Raw genomic sequence first — 22,391 nt, forward strand, 5'->3', positions numbered from 1 at the left:
TAGTTATAGGTTATGAGCAGTCTTTGTTTTTATGGGTTGTGTTTTTAGAATCCTAATCCGCCAGCAACATTAGAATATGTCCAGCTTAAGTTTGATGTTGTAGCACCTACAGTTTGTGCTCCAGCAGTTACAGCGGTAGCTTCAGAACCAAAACCAGTAACAGTAACTGTTGTTGCTTTGTTTACAAATATATCTTCTACGGCAGTTACACCTGTAGGTAATACTATTTCCCAATTACTAAATGATACTAAACCGTTATTATAGTTTGTTGCAACACCATCATTATCTAATTCAACATCTGCAGAATCTCCAAATCCGTATGCATAAACATTATTAGTAATTGCTTGGGCATTACTTCTGTAATCTGCATACTCAGAGTTTACATCTCCATTACCTATTAAAGTTAAGTTCTGTAAAGTACAAGTTCCGTTTAAAGTTCCTTCTGGTCCATCAATCTCTAATGCGTGATCAGATATAGCGTTTAATACTACAACTGCATTGTCTATAGTTCCAGAGTATGCTTGATCGATATCAAGCGCATCATCACCTTGTCCCCAAACTAATATATTTGAAGCGTTAACAGTACCTCCAAAGAATTCAACACCGTCATCTTTGTTTCCAACTACTTCAATATTATCTATAGTAGTTCCATTTCCAACTGAACCTAGAGTCAAACCATTTATTTCATTTCCTTCTCCTAATAAAGATCCTCCATGACGAATAGAAATATATCTTAATATTCCAGAGTCATCATTATCTACTGCAGGATCATCACCAGGACCATATAAACCAAAAGTGTCACTTGCAGGAATTCCTTCTATTTGTAATTCTGTAACATCACCAGGAAAAGAACCAGAAGCTCTACCTAATACAATTATTCCTCCCCAAAGACCAATGTTAGTTTCGTTTAAGTTTGTCCCAGCTGTTGATCCTATTTCAATATTATCTGCTTCTGCAGTAAAGATAATTGGTTGGGCAGCTGTACCTTCAGCCATAATTTTTCCTCCTCTTGCAACAATTAAAGCAGATGATAAAGAACCAGTACCAGCACGACCTTTAATTATAGTTCCAGGCTCGATAGTTAAAGTTACACCATCTTGCACAACAACTTTTCTATCTAAAATATAGCAGTTATCTGCTGTCCATGTTTCATTAATAGCAATACCACCAGATTTAACAATACAATCATCATCTGTTGAACCTGAATTATTGTTGTTAATTATTGTTGTTTCTTCTACTACAATAGGAGTGTCATCATCCTGTATACATCCATTAAAGACTAATGTGCTAATTGCAACTGCAGTTAATAATAATTTTTTCATTGTAAATGTTTTTAATATAGAATTAGTTTAAGTTAATTTTCTGATACAAAGAAACCACTAACTTTTAAAGTTTAGGTTAACTAGAGGTTAAACCTATTTCATTAAAAAGTTAGATAAATGTTACTTAAACGTTTCTAATTTCCTGATTAGGAAACATTAAATTAACATGAGTTTGTATATCTTGCAACTACTTAAGATTATACTATGAACTGGGAACAATTACTCTCTTTAAAACGCTTTGGCGATACAAACAAAAGACTAAGAAAAGAACAAGACGAAACACGCTTGGGTTTCGAGGTCGATTACGATCGTATTATTTTTTCTTCAGAATTTAGAAGTCTTCAGGATAAAACGCAAGTGATACCATTGTCTAAAACAGATTTTGTTCACACACGATTAACGCATAGTTTAGAAGTAAGTGTTGTAGGTCGTTCTCTTGGAAGACGTGTTGGCCAAAAGTTACTAGAAAAACATCCACAGTTGCAAAATATTCATGGTTATCAAGCGCATGATTTTGGAGCAATAGTTGCTGCAGCTGCATTGGCGCACGATATTGGTAATCCGCCTTTTGGGCATTCTGGTGAGAAAGCTATAGGTGAATTTTTTAAGTCTGGAAAAGGTTTAAATTATAAAAACCAATTAAACGAAAAACAATATCAAGATTTATGTGATTTTGAAGGTAATGCTAACGGATTTAAAATTGTTACCCAAAGCAGAGTAGGACGTGAAGGTGGTTTGCGTTTAAGTTATGCTACTTTAGGTGCTTTTACCAAATACCCAAAAGAGTCTTTACCAAAAAAGCCAACCAAGCACATTGCAGATAAAAAGTATGGGTTTTTTCAGAGTGAAAAAGAGGCATTTATTAATGTTGCTGAAGAATTAGGATTAAAAAAGCGAAGTGATAAAGATGCTAGTTATGCGCGTCATCCACTTGCGTTTTTAGTTGAGGCTGCAGACGATATTTGCTACACCATTATAGATTTTGAAGATGGTATTAATCTTGGATTAATTTCTGAAGCTTTTGCTTTAGAATATTTAATAAACTTGGTTAGAGATAATATTAAAACCGAAAAATATCACAAGCTATCTAATAAAGAAGATCGTGTAAGTTACCTAAGAGCTCTAGCCATTGGAGCCTTAATAGATGAAGCTATAGATATGTTTATGAAAAACGAAGAAGCTATTTTAGATGGTACATTTAGCGAAGCTCTATTAGATAAAAGTAAATATGAAGCACAAATTAATGACATTATTAAGTTAAGCGTCCAGAAAATTTATCAATCTACAGAAGTAGTAGATAAAGAGATTGCAGGTTATGGTGTGTTAAGTACATTACTAGAAACTTATACCTTGGCAGTTAATAATTGTTATGCAAATACAGCTTCAAATTACGACAAGCTAATTTTAAAAGGCTTGCCTAAAACTATAAAAATAGATCAAGATAGTTTGTACGAAAGACTATTAAGTGTTTGCCATTATATCTCACTGTTAAGTGATAGTCAAGCAATTATTCAGTATAAAAAAATAAAAGGATTTAGTATTTAATCGAGTTTATCTAAAATAAATTTTGTGAGATTTTTTGTGTCCAAACCAATAGATTCCTGCAGTTCAGCTACCGTTCCATGTTCTATAAAAACGTCTGGAATGCCTTTTAAGTAAATGTCGTTTTTATAGTTATGTTCTGCTGTAAATTCTAAAATAGCACTTCCAAAACCTCCTTTTACAGCATTCTCTTCTACTGTAATAATAGTATTGTGAGTTTTAAAAATACGATGCAGTAAATCTTCATCTAAAGGTTTTACAAAACGTATACCTATATGTGAAATGGTTTTTAATTTTTCATTTAAATCAATACATTCTTCAATAGTTGCTGCCATTGTTCCAAGACTAAGCACAGCAAGTTGTTTTCCTTGTTGAAGCACTTCGGCTTTTCTTATTTCAATTTTAGAAAATGGTTGTTTCCAATCTATTATAGTCCCACGACCACGAGGATAACGAATCGCAATAGGATGATTTAATCCTAACTGTGCTGTGTACATAATATTGCGTAATTCTATTTCGTTTCTTGGAGCAAAAACAATTAAATTTGGAATGCATCGTAAATAACTAATATCAAAAACACCATGATGTGTGGCTCCATCTTCTCCAACTAAACCAGCACGATCTAGGCAAAATATTACAGGTAAATTTTGGATAGCGACATCATGAATAACTTGGTCGAAAGCGCGTTGTAAAAAAGTAGAATAGATATTACAAAACGGAATCATGCCTTGTGTTGTCATTCCAGCAGCAAGTGTTACTGCGTGTTGTTCTGCAATACCAACATCAAAAGCGCGTTCTGGTAGTTGCTCCATCATAAATTTAAGGGAACTTCCAGTTGGCATTGCAGGTGTAATACCAATGATGTTTTTGTTTTGTTTTGCTAATTCTACAATGGTATGCCCAAAAACGTCTTGAAATTTAGGAGCTTGGCTAAAGCCAGATTTGGCAATTAATTCTCCTGTAATTGGGTTGAATTTTCCAGGAGCATGGTAAGTAACTTGGTTTTCTTCAGCTTGACGTAAACCTTTACCTTTAGTGGTGATAACGTGTAAAAACTTAGGGCCTTTAACGGTTTTTAGTCTTTTTAATTCTAAAATTAAAAGTGGTAAATTATGACCATCAATTGGTCCTGAATAATCGAAGTTTAAAGCTTCAAAAATATTGTCTTGCCCTTCTATTCCTTTTTTAACATTGGTTAAATACTGTTTTAGAGCACCAACACTTGGGTCTATACCAATAGCATTATCGTTTAAAATTACTAACAAATTACTGTTAGTAACTCCAGCATGGTTTAGGCCTTCAAAAGCCATTCCGCTAGCTATAGAGGCATCTCCAATTATTGCTATATGTTGTTTTTTAAAATCACCTTTTAACTGAGATGCAATAGCCATACCCAAAGCAGCAGATATTGATGTTGAAGAGTGTCCTACACCAAAACTATCAAATTTACTTTCGTTACGTTTTGGAAACCCACTAATACCATTTTTCTGTCTGTTGGTATGAAATTGTTTTTTTCTTCCAGTTAATATTTTATGTCCATAAGCTTGATGACCAACGTCCCAAATGACTTCATCTTTGGGAGTGTTAAAGACATAATGTAAGGCTATGGTTAATTCTACAACTCCTAAACTTGCTCCTAAATGGCCAGCTTTTGCAGCGACTGCTTCAATAATAAATGCTCGAAGTTCTTTTGCTAAAATAGAAAGTTCATCTTGTTTTAGTTGTTTTAGGGATTCTGGAGAATCGATGGCATCTAATAGTCGATTATGCATTAGTTGTATAAAGAAAGTGTAAAATTATTAAAAACTGGTCTTAAATTTCGTTGAATAGTCAATAAAATACGTTTAAAATTGTAATAATTGTAAGTTGGGTGTTATATTTGTGACTATTAAAAAGAAAAATTTTAAAACACTGCACAAAATTATGAAGAAAAATTACATTGTTTGCCTTTTGGCTACGGTATTTTTGTTTGCTTTTCAAATAGGACAAGCACAAAAAAGTTTATCTGAAAACGAATTTGGATCTCTTATTCAAGATTGGTTAGATAAAAACAAAGAGAACTACAATTTAACAGAAAATGACATCTCTAGTTTATTAGTAAGTGATGCCTATTACTCTAAGAAAACTAAAATTAATCATGTTTATGTTAATCAAGCATACCAAGGTATAAAAATACACAATGCGATTTCAAGTGTTGCGGTTAGAGATAACTATGTGTTTTATTATGATAATTCATTAATACCAAACATAGCTTCTAAAGTAAATACAATTACACCAGCTATTAATGCACAAGCTGCCATTAATGCTGTAGCTAATGTTTATGATTTAGGAAGTGTTACTAATTTGTCTACTATTAGTCATACTAATAATAATTATGTTTTTTCTAATGGTAACGTCTCTCAAAAAGACATTCCAGTTTCTTTAGTATTTCAACCTACATTAGATGGGTCTATTAAATTAGCTTGGGATTTAAGCATACATACTCTAAACGGACAAAACTGGTATAGTGTAAGAGTAGACGCAGTAAATGGAGAAATTATAGATACTAACGATTGGATCATTAAATGTAATTTTGGTGATGGTAACCATGCTACTCACACAAATCACAATACTAAAAAAGCAGAAACTGTAAATTTATTTAAGTCCGCATCTTCAATGATGGCTGATGGTTCATCTTACAGTGTTATTCCGCTTCCTTTTAGAAGTCCAAGTGAAACAACTGTAACTTTAGTTTCAGAACCAGCAAGTTTAAATGCTTCTCCATTTGGCTGGCATGATGTAAACGGTGTTGCAGGAGCAGAGTTTACAATCACTAGAGGGAACAATGTTTACGCTCAAGAAGATGTAAATGGTAATAATGGGTTTGGAGCAGCTCCAGATGGAGGTGCTACATTAAATTTTGATTATTCAAGTTCAAGTTTAAATCAAGAACCTTCAGGTTACCAAGATTTATCGCTTACTAACTTGTTTTATATGAACAACATCATGCACGATGTATGGTATGAGTATGGTTTTGATGAGGTTAGTGGTAACTTCCAGGCCAATAACTACGGTAATGGTGGTAGTGGAAGTGATTTTGTAATTGCAGATGGTCAAGACGGAAGTGGTTTAAATAATGCAAACTTTAGTACTCCTCCAGATGGTAGTAATCCAGGAATGCAAATGTATTTATGGAATGGTGTTCCTGCTAGTCCTCTAACTGTAAATTCAGGAGGACCATTAACAGGTAGTATTACTGCTGCAGTTCCTGCTACTGGAGCTGGAAATAACATTACAGGACCAAGTACAGTACCAGTTACTGCTGACTTGGCTTTAGTAATAGATGATAATTCTGTAGACAATACTAGTGCTCCTGATTATTTTCCAGATTTTAATGACGGTTGTGGAGCTGTAACTAATGGAACAGATTTAAGTGGCAAAATAGTAGTAATTAGAAGAGGTAATTGTCCATTTGTAGATAAAATACAAAATGCACAAGATGCTGGAGCAGCAGGTGTTATTGTTGTCAATCACAACAATCCTGCTAACGATCCAAATTATGTAGAATATGTAGGAATGTCAGGTACTACAAATCCAGCATTTACCATTCCATCTGTGTTTATTAATAATGCTGATGGAGAACAATTAATATCAGCATTACAGAATAATGAAGTTATTAATGCTACTATAGTATCAGCTCCTGTGCCAGTACAAAGAGATGGTAGTTTAGATAATGAAATTGTTGCTCATGAATATGGGCATGGTATTTCTACTCGATTAGCAGGTGGACCAAGTAATTCAGGTTGTTTAGGAAATGCTGAACAAATGGGAGAAGGATGGTCAGATTGGTTTGCACTCATGATTACTATGAAGGTTGGAGATTTGCCAGAGACTGGTAGAGGTATTGCAACATATTCAACTAGTGAGCCAGTAGATGGATTAGGTATTAGACCTTTTCAATACAGTACAGACACCTCTATAAACCCTTTAACTTATGGAGATACTAATAATACTGCCATAACTCAACCACATGGAATTGGAACGGTTTGGGCTACTATTCTATGGGATTTAACTTGGAAATATATTGAGAAGTATGGATTTGATCCAGATATTTATAATGGTACAGGTGGAAATAATAAAGTAATGCAGCTAGTATTAGATGGTTTAAAACTGCAAACATGTAATGCAGGATTTGTTAGAGGTAGAAACGGTATTTTACAGGCAGATACAGCTCTTACTGGTGGAGAAGACCAATGTATGATTTGGGAAGTTTTTGCTGCAAGAGGAGTTGGTTTAAGTGCTAGTCAAGGAAATCCACAATCTAGAACAGACCAAGTAGAGGATTTTAATTTGCCTCCAGATACTAATCCTACGCTACAAAACTGTACGAGTTTAAGTGTAGATGAGTTTAATGAGTCTAATTATTCAATTTTCCCTAATCCAACAAACAATGTGTTAAACATTAATGTTAAAAAGAATTTTGGAAAAGTAAACATTACATTAACAGATATTAATGGTAGAGTTGTAATGACTCAAGAAGCTAACCTTTCTAGATCAACAGAGCTAAATATTAGTGCTCTTCAATCTGGAATGTATATTCTTACAATTAAAGGCGAAAACATAAATACAAACGATAAGATTATTAAAAACTAGTAATCGTTTTTAAATTAATATTTAAAAGGCAACCATTTTTATGGTTGCCTTTTATATTTTTATAGAATGATAAAACCTTACGACGACACCTATTTTATGCGAAAGGCACTTCAGGAAGCAGAAGACGCCTATGCAAAAGGTGAAATTCCTGTTGGTGCAGTTATTGTAATTGAAGACCGTATTATAGCAAGAGCCCATAATCTTACAGAGCTTTTAAACGATGTGACTGCACATGCAGAAATGCAAGCTATAACAGCTGCAGCAAATTTTTTAGGCGGAAAATATTTGCAAAATTGCACACTTTATGTCACTTTAGAACCTTGCCAAATGTGTGCAGGAGCTTTATATTGGAGTCAAATTTCTAAAATAGTTTATGCTGCCAGAGATGAAGAGCGAGGTTGTATTAATTTAAAAACCAAGCTGCATCCTAAAACAATAATTGAAGGCGGAATACTAGAGGATGAAGCTTCTAAGTTAATGAAGCGTTTTTTTATTGAAAAACGAAATTTAAATTAGATTTTAAAAAAAATACAAGACGATTAACTTATTTTTTACTTTCACGTTCACGCATTTTATCTAAATTCTCTTTATTTAGCATATAGTCTTTTGGGTTTTTATCTTTCCATCTGTGCCATGAGAATAATGGAATAACAATAAAAAACAAACCTAAAACACCAAAACCAATAAGCTTTTTAGAAAAAGGGAGCTCTAGAATGAAGCCGCAAATTAAAAAAACTAAAGATGTTATGAAGAAAAACCAAATTAAATATTTCATGTTTTGTTTTATTATTAGTGCAAAATTAATCAAATTTAAGATTAAGATGATACATTAATTAATTGTCTTCTGTAAGCGGTAAGGAGTTTAGATTTTGATACAAAACCAATATACTTTTCATCTTTAATTACAGGTAAATTCCATGCACCAGAATCTTGAAACTTTTGCATTACGGTTTGCATAGAGTCCTTGTTATATATAATTTTATCTGGAGGATTATTCATTAAAGATTCAACAAGAGTCGTCTTGTACAGAGATTGATCGAACATAATTTCTCTTACATCATCCAGTAAAATAATACCAGTTAGTTCTCCCTCTTCATCCACAACAGGAAATAAATTACGTGTTGATTTTGCAACACCATGATGCAGCATATCTCCAAGAGTCATCTTTGGATGTAATACAGAAAAATGACTTTCTATTATAGCATCTAAAGTCATTAATGTAAGTACATTTTGGTCTTTATTATGTGTTAGTAACTGTCCTTTTTCTGTTAGTTCTCGTGTGTAAATTGTATAATCTATAGCGCTTTTTTTAACACTAAAAGAAATACCAACAGAGATCATTAATGGAATAAATAACTCGTAACCACCAGTAATTTCAGCAATTAAAAATATTGCAGTTAAAGGAGCATGCAACACACCTGCTATTAATCCAGCCATTCCAATTAATGTAAAATTAGTCTCACTAACATTAAAACCTAAACCAATATTATTAATCACTTTGGCAACTACATTACCAAGCGCGCTTCCCATAACCATTGTAGGAATAAAAATACCACCAACACCACCAGCAGCAAATGTTGTAGTCATGGCTACTGCTTTAAAAATAGTAATGCCAATAAGTAATAGGATAACAACCCAAATATTATCTTTAAAATCATCAAAAGGTGTTTTGCCTAAAGCTTCAACATGGTTTCCAGCCAATAAATTATTTATAAAACCAAAACCTTCACCATACAATGGCGGAATAAAATAAAGCATAATTCCTATGGCTAAACCTCCAATAATTAAACGCTGAAAAGCAGTTTTAAAACGTTCAAAAAACTTTAGAATAGCAAAATACATTTTGGTGAAGTAAATGGAGGCAAAGCCAGTTCCAATACCCAAAACTGCATAAAATAAAATATCTTTTATTTCGAATTTATCTGAAAAATTAAAATTGAAAAGTAAATCGTCTCCTAAGAAAAAATAGGATGTAATAACCGAGGAAACCGAAGCAATAAGTAATGGTAATAAGGATACAAATGTGAGGTCTAAAGCAAATACTTCCACAGCAAAAATAATAGCTGCAATTGGCGATTTAAAAATAGATGAGATTGCTCCTGCTGCAGCGCAACCAATAAGTAATGTTCTTGTTTTTCTATTAATATGAAATAGTTTTCCAAGATTAGAGCTTATTGCAGCACCAGAAGCTACTGCAGGACCAAGCAGTCCAACCGAACCTCCAAAACCTACTGTTAAAGGAGCAGCAATTAACGGGAAATAAATTTTAGACCGTTTTAAAAAGCCACTTTTTCGAGTTAACGAAAATAAAATGGAAGGAATTGCATGTTCAATTGGCTTTTTTGAAACGTATTTTACAAATAAGTAAACAAGTAAAAGGCCAATTACAGGTAATATAAAATACAACTGGTTTTGAGAAAACACAATACCTTTATCTAAAAGCGCTTCTATGGTAAATGTTATATTTTTTAGTGTTACAGCAGCTAAACCAGCTAATAAACCAACTATTGCACTTAGAATAAAAGTGAAATTTTTCTCAGAAATATTTTTATATCTCCAGATTAGAAAGCGTCTTAAAAGCGTTTTTTTTGGCATGATTTGTTACTTATTTCAAAGTAACAAAAAAATCCTGCGAGAAGCAGGATTTTTTATTTATGATTATAAATCTAATTTTAAATTTAATTCTTTTAATTGTGCTTCGTCAATAGGAGCAGGAGCGTCTATCATCACATCTCGACCAGAATTATTTTTTGGAAAAGCTATAAAATCTCTAATGGTTTCTTGTCCACCAAGAATGGCAACCAATCTATCTAAACCAAAGGCTAATCCACCATGTGGAGGTGCACCATATTCAAAAGCATCCATTAAGAACCCGAATTGTGCTTTAGCATCGGCATCACTAAAACCTAAATGTTTTAGCATAATAGCTTGCGTCGCTTTATCGTGAATTCTTATCGATCCACCACCAATTTCGTTTCCATTCAACACTAAATCGTAAGCATTGGCTTTTACTTCTCCAGGTTTAGTGTCTAGTAATTCTATTTGACCTGGTTTTGGTGAAGTAAATGGATGGTGCATGGCGTGATAATGACCAGTTTCCTCGTCTAATTCTAATAAAGGAAAATCAATAACCCAAAGTGGCGCAAATACTTTTGGATCTCTAAGGCCTAATTGTGTTGCTAATTCCATACGTAAGGCACTTAATTGTGCACGCACTTTATTGGTTTCTCCTGATAATACACAAACTAAATCTCCAGCTTTTGCACCAGTAATTTCTGCCCATTTTGCTAAATCGTCTTGATCGTAAAATTTATCTACCGAAGATTTAAAGCTGCCATCGTCATTACAACGTGAATATATCATGCCTAGAGCGCCAACTTGTGGACGCTTTACCCAATCGATTAATTTATCTATTTCTTTTCTGGTGTAGCTATTTCCACCAGGAACAGCGATACCAACAACTAATTCTGCGTTATTAAAAACAGCAAATTCTTTATGTTGTGTTACTGCATTTAATTCGCCAAACTCCATACCAAAACGAATATCTGGTTTGTCGTTTCCATATAAACGCATGGCATCATCGTATAACATTCTTGGAAATTTATTTACTTCAACACCATTAACTTCTTTAAGTAAATGACGTGTTAAACCTTCAAAAACATTTAAAATATCTTCCTGCTCTACAAAGGCCATTTCACAATCAATTTGTGTAAATTCTGGTTGTCTGTCTGCACGTAAGTCTTCGTCTCTAAAACACTTTACAATTTGAAAGTATTTATCCATACCACCAACCATTAACAGTTGTTTAAAGGTTTGAGGTGATTGCGGTAAGGCGTAAAATTCTCCTTCGTTCATACGAGAAGGCACTACAAAATCTCTTGCGCCTTCAGGAGTGGATTTAATTAAATATGGTGTTTCTACTTCAATAAAACCATTATTAGATAAATAGTTTCTTACTTCTTGAGTTACTTTTGCTCTAAATATTAAGTTGTTTTTTACTGGATTACGTCTAATATCTAAATAGCGATATTTCATTCTAATATCTTCGCCACCATCGGTTTTATCTTCAATAGTAAAAGGTGGTAAAAGTGCTTCGTTTAGAATGTTTAATTCTGAAACCAAAATCTCTATGTCACCTGTTGGTATATTAGGGTTTTTAGAGGCACGTTCTATAACAGTTCCTTTAACTTGTATTACGAATTCACGCCCTAATTTTTGTGCTTTTTCAAGCATGTCTTTAGAGGTTCTTTCTTCATCAAATACTAATTGCGTAATACCATAGCGGTCCCGTAAATCTACCCAAACAATAAAACCTTTATCTCTAGATTTTTGTACCCAACCAGATAGGGTAACTTCTGTATTTATGTGTTTTGCAGTTAATTCACCGCAATTATGACTTCTGTACATAGTGTGATTTTGTAAGTTGCAAAAGTAAAAAATCCGAAGACAATGCTTCGGGTTTTTTTAAATTTTATTATTTCTGTATTTAACCAAATATATTTTTAATCCATGTCGCCTTGATAGTTTATTTCTGTCAATGTCCCTTTCTCAAATTTAAAAATGAAAATTGACGTTTGATCAAAATTTCTTATTTTAATTAAATTAGTTTTTATTTCAGTTGCTATTTGGTTTTCAAGTTTTTCCTTTTTTATTCCAATACAAATGGAGTCTAGAAATTTAAATTGGGAATTCTTTATTTTGGCTGAAATAATTTCTTCCGCAAAGCCTTCTTTATAAAAGTGAATTGTTGTTTGCTCAAAAATTATTGTTTTATTTATAAGAGGAATTGTTTTGTTGTTTGTGTTAGTTTTAGCTGATTCTTCTCCGTTAAATATTGGGTTAAAAGCAATATCATACAAATCAGATTTCAAAAGCATTAACAAACTATCATTTTCAATGTATTGTTCTACAACAATAGTTTCATTAAATTTATTTTCTGTTACAGTTTTTGGAATTTCTTTTTGTTACAGGAAACCATTAAAATTAGAACTCCAATTAAAGTTTGTAGGTAAATTTTCATGTGTTGCTAACACTTTATATAGTAAATTTTATTACTCATATCTAGGAAAAAAATCTGGCTATAATAGGTTTTTTATTTAGTAAATAGAATTCTTCTAAAAACAAAAAAGATTCGCTTTTTTGATAGTCTAGTTTTGCCATTTAGACTAAAACTTAAAGATATATTTAGGAAAAAAGAGTTTTAAAGAATAGCCTAGAAAAATAATGAGGCCATAATTTATAATGAAAAAATCTACATAATAGCAACCTAAAATGAGTGTAAATAAACCGTAACAAAGCACAAAAAACTCTAAAAACGCAATATTTTGTTCTTTTTTAAAGGCATAATCTTGTTTTTTTTGAATGTTGACTTTAGAGTTAATATTGTATTTAGGCGTTCTAACAAATTCTGAAACTTTTCCAAAGTAGCCTTCTAAAACACCAATTACCATGTATAAAGAAATACCAACGCTTAAAGCTAAAAAAATATAAAAGTTAGGTAAGAAAAGTAATGCCTCTTTCCATTTCTTTTTTACTGCCATTAAATGACCAAAGAAAAACAAGAAAAACAAACCGCCATTTATAAATAAGCTAATAAAATAAACAATTTCAATATTATTAATAATAATGATTTCTTCTTTTGTCATCCAGAAAACAAAAGGACTTGTAATCACTAATAAAAAGACAATTATAAAAACTGAAGAGTTAAATAAATGCACACTTCCTGCTAATTTTGCCCATAAACTTGCAGGAGATTTCCATAGGTTTTTAAGGTTTTTTCTTACGCATTCTGCTGCACCTTTAGACCATCTGTACTGTTGTGTTTTATATGCATCTACAGTAATTGGTAATTCTGCTGGAGATTCCACATCAAATAAATATTTAAATGTCCAACCTTTTATTTGTGCTCTAAAACTTAAATCTAAATCTTCGGTTAAAGTATCTGCTTGCCAGCCACCAGCATCTTCAATACACGATTTTCTCCAAATACCTGCTGTACCATTAAAATTTATATAGGCTTTACTTGTTGTTCTACCCAATTGTTCTACAGAAAAATGCGTGTTAAACATAATGGCTTGTGCTCTTGTAATAAAAGAAAAATCTTTATTAATATGTGTCCATCTGGATTGTACTACGCCTATTTTTTCATCTTGAAAATAAGGTACAGCATGTTGTAAAAATTCTGAATCTGGTATAAAATCTGCATCAAAAATGGCAATAAAATCACCTTTGCAAAATTTCATACTATAATCTAAAGCACCAGCTTTAAAACCTGTTCTGTTTTCTCTTTGAATGTGTTTTATATCTATTGCTTTAGTTTGATAATAGGATACTTTATTAGAAATGAGTTGGCTGGTCTCGTCGGTAGAATCATCTAATACCTGAATTTCTAATTTGTCTTTTGGGTAGTTTAATTTACATACAGCATCTATAAGTCGTTCTACTACATATTTTTCGTTATAAATTGGTAGCTGAATGGTTACTTTTGGATACTTTTTTAGATTAGGTTTTGTATTTTTCTTTTTAGCTAAAAGCGCAAAAATTAATAAAACTATTTCTACACAGATATAAAAGAATAGTATCATGTTTAAAGCAGCCCAAAAGTAAAAAACTATTTTTCCAAGCATCATTTTTTATATTTTGTAGATAGTAATAGTGATGGTATTAAAAATAAATCTGACACAAATGCAAATAGCAAACTTGTTGAAATTATTAAACCAAAAGTAAATAAAGAATAATAACTAGATATAGTTAAAGTTATATTTTAACCACATTTTAAGTCGCATGGTTAAATAGAATAATATTGGTACTACAATTAAGGTTAAAAAAGTAGCTACAAAAAGACCATAAATCACGGTCCAAGCCAGTGGTCCCCAAAAAATAACATTATCTCCACCCATATATATATTAGGATCGAATTCACTAAATAGTGTAAAAAAGTTAATATTTAAACCAATAGCTAATGGTATTAATCCTAAAATAGTTGTAATTGCTGTTAATAAAACTGGACGTAAACGTGCTTTTCCAGCGCGAATGATTTGTGTTAATAATTCTTCTTTAGATAAGTACTCGTCCTCTTCTAAATCTAACTCGTTTTTACGTCTGTCTATTAATAACTGTGCATAGTCTAAAAGCACTACACCATTATTAACCACAATACCTGCAAGAGATATAATTCCCATCATGGTCATTAAAATAACAAAGGAAGCTCCTGTAATTACGATACCTCCAAAAACTCCAATTAAGCTCAAGAATATGGCAATCATGATGATTGTTGGTTTTGAAACCGAATTGAATTGAAAGATTAATATTAAAAAGATTAAGGCTAATCCAGTAAAAAATGCTCCCATTAAAAAGGCCATTTGTTTGTTTTGTTCTTCAATTTGACCAGTGTAATCTATTGTAATGTTTTCTGATAGGTTATCGAAATTTTTCATTTCTTCTTGAATCTGGCTAACCACTGCTACAGCATCTGTAAAACCAGGTGCTAATGCAGAATATACGGTAACTACACGTTTTCCATCTCTATGTTTAATAGCACTAAATCCAGAGTTATTATTTTGCTTTGCTAAGGTTGATACCGGAATTTCTTTTACCTGACCAGAAGCCATATCTCTAAAAATGATATTCTGATTAAAAAGCGCACTTGTGTTATAACGTAAGTCTTCGTTAAAACGAACATAGATATCGTAATCATCTCCATCTTCTTTATAAATACCAGCTTTGGCACCAAAAATAGAGTTTCGCAATTGTTGTCCTACTTGACCAGTACTTACGCCTAATTCTCCAGCTTTTTGTCGGTCTACAATAACTTGCATACCTGGTTTGCCTTTATTAACATCAATTTTTAGCTCATCGATAGCTTCAATGTTTTTTGTGTTAATAAACTCTCTTAATCTTTCGGCTGTATTAATTAATTCGTTGTAATCATCACCTTCAAGCTCAATATTTATTGGCGCACCAGCTGGTGGACCATTGGCATCTTTTTCAACCGAGATTAAAACACCAGGATAAATACCAACTAAAGATTCTTGAACTTTTTTAAGTAGCTCTTGACTGTCTGCGCCATTTCTATATTTGTACTCACGCATAGAAGCTGTAATCTTGCCTTTATGTGGCATTTCGGCAGCAGAACCACTGTCTGTTTGTGGATTTCCAGCACCTTCTCCTACTTGAGAAACAGCGCTTTCTACTAGAAAGTTATCGCCATCTTTAATATAGGCTTCGTTGTTGATAATTGCATATACTTTGGTTTCAATCTCTTTAGTAATTTCGTTCGTTTTTTTAATGTCTGTGCCTTCAGGATATTCTATATATACAATAATTTGATTAGGTGTATTGTCTGGGAAAAACTCAATTTTTGTACGTTGTTCATTACAAGACACTATGAAGGCAAATATTGCTATGATGAATAATAAAAATGTCCCTATACTTATTCCAAATGGTCTGTAAGCTTTAAGAGAACCTTTTAAAAATCTTTCATAAAAGTTTTCTAGTTTTACTAAAGTTTTATTTTGAAAGCGATTAGCCATTTTTCTAAGAATTAATCTATAGACCCAAAGCATAATAGCGGTAAACACCATAACAGAACCTAAACCTCTATATTCGCCACCAAAGATTAAAATGATAGCTCCTATAATTGCTATAATTGCTGAGATTTTTATGATACGATTTAGTGGCATGTCTTTATCTTCAGTAGTCATAAATTGAGAGACTAACACCGAGTTAAAGAAAATGGCAACTACTAATGAGGAACCTAAAACTACAGAGAGTGTTATTGGAAAATACTTCATAAACTGTCCCATAACACCTGGCCATAAACCTAGAGGAATAAATGCAGCTACAGTTGTTGCAGTAGATATTATTATAGGAAAGGCTATTTCGCCAATACCTTTTTTTGCAGCTTCTACTCGAGACATGCCTTCGTCTTCCATTAAACGATAGACGTTTTCAACAACAACAATTCCATTATCTACTAGCATACCAAGACCCATAATTAATCCGAAAAGAATCATGGTATTCATAGTATAACCTAATGCGTTTAAGATGAGCAAGGACATAAACATGGACATTGGTATAGCAAAACCAACAAATAATGCATTTTTAAATCCTAAAAAGAACATAAGTACTGTAACGACTAGTATAATACCAAAGATGATATTGTTTACTAAATCGTCTACTTGCCCTATAGTTTTTGGAGATTGGTCGTTAGTAATGGTAACACTTAGGTCTTGCGGAAACACAGTTTTTTTTGCGTTTTCTACAATAACTTCAATTTGCTCTGCAGCTGCAACCATGTTTTTTCCAGCACGTTTTTTTACATCTAGCATCACTACGGTTTCACCAAATTCTCTTGCGTAAGTGGTTTTGTCTTTAGGCTTAAAAGAAATGGTTGCAACATCTTTTAAATAGATAGGATTGTTGTTTTCGGACTTAACAACAAAATTTTCTAAATCTTTAGGATTGTCTATTTCTCCAATAATACGTATTGTACGTCGTTGTCCACTAGTTATTAAATTACCAGCAGACATCGTCATGTTTCCATTACCAATAGCTCCAGTAATATCGTTAAAGTTAACTTTAGAAGCCATCATTTTATAGACATCTACAGCAACTTCAACTTCTTTTTCTTGAGCACCACGAATGTCTACTTTTTTAATTTCGTCTAAATCCTCAATTTCATCTTCTAGATATTCACCAAATTCTTTTAGTTTTTCTACTGTATAATTTCCAGAAATATTAATATTAAGTATCGGAATTTCTTCACTCATACTTAAATCGAAAACATTAGGTTCTACTTTTGCACCATTAAAGGTTGGCCAATCTTCTCCTGAGGTTTCGCTATCTATTTCGTCTTTTACTTTTTGTTTAGCTGCTTCAACGGTAAGTTTCTCGTCGAACTCTACAACAATCATAGCGTAATCTTCTTGAGATGTTGAGGTAATCTCTACAACATTACTTACATCTTTAAGTTTGTCTTCTAAAGGATCTGTGATTAGTTTTTCTATGTCCTCTGCAGTGTTTCCAGGAAAAATAGAACTAATATAAATTTTAGTTTCTTTAATTTCTGGAAAATTTTCTCTTGGCATACTAAAGTAAGCAGATCCACCTAAAAACAAAAGAATAACTATGGCCACATACATTGTGGTTTTATTATTAATTGCCCAAGAGGATAAACCAAATTCTTTATCGACCTTTTTTTTATTTTTAGTCATTGGTCTTAGTTTTTGTTGGTTACTTTAACTGTTTGCTCATCTTTAACACTTCTAGCACCTTCTTCAATTATTTCAGCACCATTTTCTAAACCTTTTAAAACTTCAATAACATCACCTTGTGTTTTTCCTGTTTCAATAATAACACGTTTCGCGACACCTTGACCATTTTCTTTTTTATCATTAACAATGTATACATATTGTTCGCCATTAGCATTTTCTGAGATAATACTTTGTTTAATAAGTATAGCTTCGTTGTTAGTATAATCGTTTATTTTAAGTCTAGCTGTTAGATTTGGTTTTATAGTCTTATCTTTATTAGGCACTGCTATTTCTACTTTAAATGTTCGGTTTGCTGGATTAATAAAATTACCTGCTTGGCGTATTTTAGTTTGTAATGTTTTACCTAATACAGGAAATTCTACCTCAACAGATTTACCTTTTATAACATCTGTAATGTAACGTTCTGGCACATCTGTTTCTATGTACATATCGTCTAGATTTACTATACGCATCAATTGAGATTGTCCTGCTCCAACAACACTTCCTTGTTCTGTAATAACATCGTCTATAGTTCCAGAAAAAGGTGCTCTTACAATGGTTTTACCTATTTGTTGTTTAATTTGATTAACAGCTTCTGCCTGTGCCTCGTAATTAGATTTTGCTTGTAGGTATTGTATTTCACTTCCAATTTTTTGCTGCCATAATCGTTCTTGACGCTCAAACGTAGTTTTAGCTAAATTGGCTTGTATTTGTACTTGTGCTAATTGTTGGCTCATGCCACCATCATCAATTTTTGCTAAAGTTTGTCCTTTAATAACTTTTTGACCTTCTTTGACATATAAACGAGTTAATATGCCAGAATATTCTGGAAATATAACCAGATTGTTTTTTGTGCTTACGTTTCCTTGTAATTCTAAAAAGTGTGTAAATATTTTTTGTTTTACCTTAAAAGTTGTGATTAAAGGTACTTTTTTTTGAGTATCTAAAACAGCAATTTTAGCATCTAATTGCTTTAATTTTTCAGTAATCTCTTGTTGTTGTGCGACTATTTCATTTCGTTTTAGTCTTATAGTTTGTAAATTATCTGTTGCAATTACATCTGCAACCGTTTGCGTTTTATTTTGTCCACAAGCTGTTAAAAGCAGTGTTATGGATACTATTGATATTATATGTTTCATTAGTTTGATGATTTTATTGGTTGATTAGTTGTTTGTTATATTTAAAACCGTTTCTAGTTCGGCTTTGGTATTTATAATGTCTACCATGGCTTGTAACAGTTCGTTTTGAGTAGTATATAATTGTGTTTGTGCTTGCCTTAATTCGAAACTAGAGCCTATGCCTTCAAAAAATTTAGTTTGGTTTTTCTTTTCTATGCGTTCTGCAAGTGCTAGGTTTTCTTTTTTATTTTGATAATCTTCTATGGCAAATTGATAGTTGTTTTTAGCAGTTGCTATTTGAAGTTTAATTTTTTGTTCTGTTTCAGTAAGATTGTCTTCTGCAGATTCTAGGTTAATTTTAGCACGCTGAGTTTTTGCACTTTTTAATCCCGATCCAAATATTGGAATGTCTAGATTTAATCCAAATGCAGCTGTTCCTGCCCAAGCTTGATTGTTGTTTAAAAATCTAAAGTTATCGTTGTTTCCTATGTAAGAACCTGTTAAAAATCCACTTAACGTTGGTAAAGCTCTACTTTGCTCTAGTTTTACAAGTAACTCTTTAGATACTTTTTCGTTTTCAGCAATTTGGTAATCTATAGTGTTTTCAACGTTAACATCTGCTTCTAAAGTTGCTAGAGAGATATTTTTGAGTGTTAATGTTTCAAGAGCATCGGTTAATACTGTTTTTGTGTTTATTTCGATACCAAGTGTAATATTAAACATTTGGTATGCAATTGCTTTTAAACGCTCTGTTTTATTTAGGTTGCTTTTTATGCTAGATAGTGTAATTTTTAATTGTTCTACACTTTCTTCTTCACCCAAACCGTTTTCATAAATTCTGGTTGTTTCGTTTAAATTCTTTTCTAAAACAGCTATGTTTCTTTGTAGTATTTTTATGCTTTCTTCAGCTAATAATACATTGCCATATGTGTTTATTACTGCTTTTCTAATTTCTAAATCGGTTTTAATTTTAGCGTTTTTGGAAATTTCTAAAAATACTTTAGCAGACTGTAATCCTACTAGGTAAGAGCCATCAAAAAGGAGCTGATTAAGTGTTGCAGATGGTGTAATATTTTGTTTTGCACCAAAATCTACTATGTTATCACCATTAAAATCAATACCAGGAAATTGTTGTTTTATGTTATTAGTATAACTTATGTTTCCGTTTATTTGTGGTAATCCAGTTGCAATTGTCTCCCACTTTTGTTGTTTTGCGGCCTCAATATCTCGTGTTGCATTATTAGCTTGTCTGTTGTTTTCAAGTGCATAATCTATGGCCTCTTGTAAGGTAAACTCTGTTTTTTGCTCTTGCGAAAAACCTATGGCTGTAAGTAGCATAACAAGAATTAATAAAATTTTATTGGTCATTATTTTAAGATTGATTTTTTGTTATAAAGTTGTTAAGAATGGTCATCCCTTTTTTTGTTACAATAGCACGTAAATGGTATTCTAAGTAGCTTTCCATTAAATAATCCATTGTATAGTTTTCAGGTGGAAAAAACATATTGTCTTTAATGCCTGTCATTCCAGTAAAATACATTCTAGAGATAAAATCTAAATCTATAGTGTCTCTAAATAATTTGGTGTTAACACCATGAACTAAGCTTTCTCTCACAGATTTGTGCATTTTCTCAAACTGTTTGTTTTTTAATACTTCATATATTTGAGGATAATATTTTTTTAATTGGTATTGAGGCGACATTTTTTCGTTATTTAAATGTTGCATTACAAACATTTTAATATCGTATAGTTCTTCTATTGGGTTTTTAGAGGTGTTACAAATGCTATCTATTCCAGTACAAATAGTGTCGAACAAATAAAAAGTAACAGCTTCAACCAGCTTGGTTTTATTTTTAAAATGCACATAAATTGTTTTCTTGCTAATTCCCATTTCACTAGCAATATCATCCATTGTTACACTCTTAAAGCCAAGAGTAAGAAACAATTCTGTCGATTTTTGTATTATTTTTTCTTTCATTATTTGAGTGCAAATGTACACAAGGAAACTTTAAAAACAATATAAGTTTCCTAAGTTTTAGTAATTTCTTAACATAGATTTTTTTAGAGCATGAATTTATTTAGGTTTTTACATTATTTTTGTTGGATGCAAAACACTAAAGATTACCAAAGCGCATTTTTAAATTACTTGGAAACGTTTTCTAAAGTGCGTGAGCCTAAAAATTTATACGAGCCAGTTCACTACATTCTTAATCTTGGAGGTAAGCGTTTACGTCCAGTTTTAACTTTAATGAGTGCCGATATTTTTAATTGTGATTATAATGAAGCCTTAGATGCTGCACTAAGCATAGAAGTATTTCATAATTTTTCGTTAATCCATGACGATATCATGGATGCTGCACCTTTAAGAAGAGGACAACAAACGGTTCATGAAAAATGGGATACTAATACAGGTATTTTGTCTGGTGATGCGATGCTTATCATGGCTTATCAATTGTTTGAAAATTATGAGCCAGACATTTTTCAAGCGCTAGCAAAATTATTTAGTAAAACAGCTTTAGAGGTTTGTGAAGGACAACAATATGATGTAGATTTTGAAACTCGAGAAGATGTTACCATCCCTGAGTATTTAAAAATGATTGAATACAAAACAGCAGTTTTAGTTGGAGCTGCTATGAAAATGGGAGCTATTGTTGCTAAAGCTTCTGAAAAAGACCAAAATGGAATTTATGAGTTTGGACGCTTATTAGGTGTTGCCTTCCAGTTACAAGACGATTATCTAGATGCTTTTGGTAACCCAAAAACTTTTGGAAAGCAAGTAGGAGGTGATATTATCGAAAATAAAAAGACCTTTTTATACTTGAAAGCTTTACACTTTTTAGGTGCTTCAGAAAAGCTTCAGTTAGAGCAATTATTCTCTGTTAATTTAAAGGATAACCAAGAAAAAATTGAAACTGTAAAACAATTTTTTATTGCAAGTGGCTCTGCAAAAGCGACTCAAAACGAAATTGAAAACTACACAAAACAAGCGTTTTCTGTTTTAGAAACTTTAAGTATTTCTGAAGAAAAGAAAATGCAATTACAACAATTTGGTAATGCTTTAATGACACGTAAAGTCTAATTTTATAGATTTAAATACTATGAAATTACCCGAAACTTTCGACGCTTTAATAGAGGAAGCTAACACATTAGATTTGTACAAAAAACTAATACTACAACTAAATAAAGATTTTTTGTATGCAAATATAGATTTAGATTTTGATGTAGACATTTTACCATCGAGTTTAAAGTTGTTATTACACGAAACCGTTTATAGGTTAATACAAGAAAAATTTACAGAATATCTAAATTTACTCTATATAATAGATGTTCCAGAACACGCCGTTAAAGCGTTGAATGGAGATGATATTGTTGCGTTATCTGCACAAGTTTCGTTTTTAATTTTAAAACGCGAATGGCAAAAGGTTTGGTTTAGAAATAGCTATTCTTAGTCTAAGATTGTCTTGTTATAATTTTCGATTTTTAGTATATTTGTGTAAATTGTTATTTAAATGTTTTCAAAAGCT

Annotated in this window: 16 protein-coding genes; 5 read left to right on the forward strand and 11 right to left on the reverse strand. The window is 32.0% G+C overall.

The window, feature by feature from the left end; translation table 11 throughout:
• Positions 1-44 precede the first annotated feature (44 nt).
• Entirely contained in the window at positions 45-1,322 is a 1,278-nt protein-coding gene (locus P8H50_RS04485; protein ID WP_300206036.1) for a hypothetical protein, read from the reverse strand.
• Between the two features lie 204 nt (positions 1,323-1,526).
• Between P8H50_RS04485 and P8H50_RS04490 the strand changes: the two genes are divergently transcribed.
• Complete coding sequence (locus P8H50_RS04490; protein ID WP_300206038.1) at positions 1,527-2,867, forward strand: deoxyguanosinetriphosphate triphosphohydrolase; 1,341 nt, start codon at positions 1,527-1,529, stop codon at positions 2,865-2,867.
• Here the strand turns inward: P8H50_RS04490 and dxs are convergent.
• Positions 2,864-4,636, reverse strand: coding sequence for a 1-deoxy-D-xylulose-5-phosphate synthase (gene dxs, locus P8H50_RS04495; protein ID WP_300206040.1), 1,773 nt, complete (start codon positions 4,634-4,636; stop codon positions 2,864-2,866). The two genes, P8H50_RS04490 and dxs, sit on opposite strands and share 4 nt — an antisense overlap.
• 151 nt (positions 4,637-4,787) lie before the next feature.
• Here dxs and P8H50_RS04500 point away from each other — a divergent pair, with 151 nt between their 5' ends.
• Complete coding sequence (locus tag P8H50_RS04500) at positions 4,788-7,496, forward strand: T9SS-dependent M36 family metallopeptidase (RefSeq protein ID WP_300206042.1); 2,709 nt, start codon at positions 4,788-4,790, stop codon at positions 7,494-7,496.
• Between the two features lie 66 nt (positions 7,497-7,562).
• The gene (locus tag P8H50_RS04505; protein ID WP_300206044.1) at positions 7,563-8,012 is read left to right on the forward strand and encodes a nucleoside deaminase; all 450 of its coding nucleotides are present in this window, start codon (positions 7,563-7,565) and stop codon (positions 8,010-8,012) included.
• A gap of 28 nt (positions 8,013-8,040) precedes the next feature.
• Here P8H50_RS04505 and P8H50_RS04510 read toward each other — a convergent pair whose 3' ends face one another.
• The 9 genes from P8H50_RS04510 to P8H50_RS04550 form a co-directional block, all read right to left on the reverse strand.
• Positions 8,041-8,271 (reverse strand): hypothetical protein, encoded by a 231-nt coding sequence (locus P8H50_RS04510; RefSeq protein ID WP_300206046.1) that lies wholly within the window; start codon positions 8,269-8,271, stop codon positions 8,041-8,043.
• A gap of 41 nt (positions 8,272-8,312) precedes the next feature.
• Complete coding sequence (locus P8H50_RS04515) at positions 8,313-10,091, reverse strand: chloride channel protein (protein ID WP_300206048.1); 1,779 nt, start codon at positions 10,089-10,091, stop codon at positions 8,313-8,315.
• A 63-nt stretch (positions 10,092-10,154) separates the two neighbouring features.
• Positions 10,155-11,903 carry an aspartate--tRNA ligase gene (aspS, locus tag P8H50_RS04520; RefSeq protein ID WP_300206050.1) on the reverse strand — a complete coding sequence of 583 codons (1,749 nt, stop codon included), beginning with the start codon at positions 11,901-11,903 and terminating at the stop codon, positions 10,155-10,157.
• Positions 11,904-11,998: 95 nt separating this feature from the next.
• On the reverse strand, positions 11,999-12,373 hold the full coding sequence (locus P8H50_RS04525; RefSeq protein WP_300206052.1) for a hypothetical protein: 375 nt from the start codon (positions 12,371-12,373) through the stop codon (positions 11,999-12,001).
• Positions 12,374-12,661: 288 nt separating this feature from the next.
• The gene (locus tag P8H50_RS04530; RefSeq protein ID WP_300206054.1) at positions 12,662-14,125 is read right to left on the reverse strand and encodes a cellulose synthase family protein; all 1,464 of its coding nucleotides are present in this window, start codon (positions 14,123-14,125) and stop codon (positions 12,662-12,664) included.
• A 111-nt stretch (positions 14,126-14,236) separates the two neighbouring features.
• Positions 14,237-17,710, reverse strand: a complete 3,474-nt coding sequence (locus P8H50_RS04535) for an efflux RND transporter permease subunit (RefSeq protein ID WP_300206056.1) — start codon at positions 17,708-17,710, stop codon at positions 14,237-14,239.
• 5 nt (positions 17,711-17,715) lie between these two features.
• On the reverse strand, positions 17,716-18,888 hold the full coding sequence (locus P8H50_RS04540; RefSeq protein ID WP_300206058.1) for an efflux RND transporter periplasmic adaptor subunit: 1,173 nt from the start codon (positions 18,886-18,888) through the stop codon (positions 17,716-17,718).
• Positions 18,889-18,912: 24 nt separating this feature from the next.
• Positions 18,913-20,235 (reverse strand): TolC family protein, encoded by a 1,323-nt coding sequence (locus P8H50_RS04545; RefSeq protein WP_300206060.1) that lies wholly within the window; start codon positions 20,233-20,235, stop codon positions 18,913-18,915.
• Positions 20,236-20,239: 4 nt separating this feature from the next.
• On the reverse strand, positions 20,240-20,845 hold the full coding sequence (locus P8H50_RS04550; RefSeq protein ID WP_300206062.1) for a TetR/AcrR family transcriptional regulator: 606 nt from the start codon (positions 20,843-20,845) through the stop codon (positions 20,240-20,242).
• Between the two features lie 126 nt (positions 20,846-20,971).
• Between P8H50_RS04550 and P8H50_RS04555 the strand changes: the two genes are divergently transcribed.
• Both P8H50_RS04555 and P8H50_RS04560 read left to right on the forward strand, forming a co-directional pair.
• Positions 20,972-21,946, forward strand: a complete 975-nt coding sequence (locus P8H50_RS04555; protein WP_300206064.1) for a polyprenyl synthetase family protein — start codon at positions 20,972-20,974, stop codon at positions 21,944-21,946.
• A 19-nt stretch (positions 21,947-21,965) separates the two neighbouring features.
• On the forward strand, positions 21,966-22,316 hold the full coding sequence (locus P8H50_RS04560; RefSeq protein WP_300206066.1) for a hypothetical protein: 351 nt from the start codon (positions 21,966-21,968) through the stop codon (positions 22,314-22,316).
• Positions 22,317-22,391 lie beyond the last annotated feature (75 nt).

This window comes from Lacinutrix sp. (assembly GCF_029238095.1).
In the GTDB taxonomy this organism is placed as follows: Bacteria; Bacteroidota; Bacteroidia; order Flavobacteriales; family Flavobacteriaceae; genus Lacinutrix.

What these genes read in the sequence shown, in the direction of transcription:
- P8H50_RS04515 (WP_300206048.1), bottom strand. Translation starts at nt 10,091, where the DNA reads ATGCCAAAAAAAACGCTTTTAAGACGCTTTCTAATCTGGAGATATAAA.
- P8H50_RS04540 (WP_300206058.1), bottom strand. Translation starts at nt 18,888, where the DNA reads ATGAAACATATAATATCAATAGTATCCATAACACTGCTTTTAACAGCT.
- aspS (WP_300206050.1), bottom strand. Translation starts at nt 11,903, where the DNA reads ATGTACAGAAGTCATAATTGCGGTGAATTAACTGCAAAACACATAAAT.
- P8H50_RS04490 (WP_300206038.1), top strand. Translation starts at nt 1,527, where the DNA reads ATGAACTGGGAACAATTACTCTCTTTAAAACGCTTTGGCGATACAAAC.
- P8H50_RS04535 (WP_300206056.1), bottom strand. Translation starts at nt 17,710, where the DNA reads ATGACTAAAAATAAAAAAAAGGTCGATAAAGAATTTGGTTTATCCTCT.
- P8H50_RS04485 (WP_300206036.1), bottom strand. Translation starts at nt 1,322, where the DNA reads ATGAAAAAATTATTATTAACTGCAGTTGCAATTAGCACATTAGTCTTT.
- P8H50_RS04510 (WP_300206046.1), bottom strand. Translation starts at nt 8,271, where the DNA reads ATGAAATATTTAATTTGGTTTTTCTTCATAACATCTTTAGTTTTTTTA.
- P8H50_RS04500 (WP_300206042.1), top strand. Translation starts at nt 4,788, where the DNA reads ATGAAGAAAAATTACATTGTTTGCCTTTTGGCTACGGTATTTTTGTTT.
- P8H50_RS04560 (WP_300206066.1), top strand. Translation starts at nt 21,966, where the DNA reads ATGAAATTACCCGAAACTTTCGACGCTTTAATAGAGGAAGCTAACACA.
- P8H50_RS04545 (WP_300206060.1), bottom strand. Translation starts at nt 20,235, where the DNA reads ATGACCAATAAAATTTTATTAATTCTTGTTATGCTACTTACAGCCATA.
- P8H50_RS04530 (WP_300206054.1), bottom strand. Translation starts at nt 14,125, where the DNA reads ATGATGCTTGGAAAAATAGTTTTTTACTTTTGGGCTGCTTTAAACATG.
- P8H50_RS04555 (WP_300206064.1), top strand. Translation starts at nt 20,972, where the DNA reads ATGCAAAACACTAAAGATTACCAAAGCGCATTTTTAAATTACTTGGAA.
- P8H50_RS04550 (WP_300206062.1), bottom strand. Translation starts at nt 20,845, where the DNA reads ATGAAAGAAAAAATAATACAAAAATCGACAGAATTGTTTCTTACTCTT.
- P8H50_RS04525 (WP_300206052.1), bottom strand. Translation starts at nt 12,373, where the DNA reads ATGCTTTTGAAATCTGATTTGTATGATATTGCTTTTAACCCAATATTT.
- P8H50_RS04505 (WP_300206044.1), top strand. Translation starts at nt 7,563, where the DNA reads ATGATAAAACCTTACGACGACACCTATTTTATGCGAAAGGCACTTCAG.
- dxs (WP_300206040.1), bottom strand. Translation starts at nt 4,636, where the DNA reads ATGCATAATCGACTATTAGATGCCATCGATTCTCCAGAATCCCTAAAA.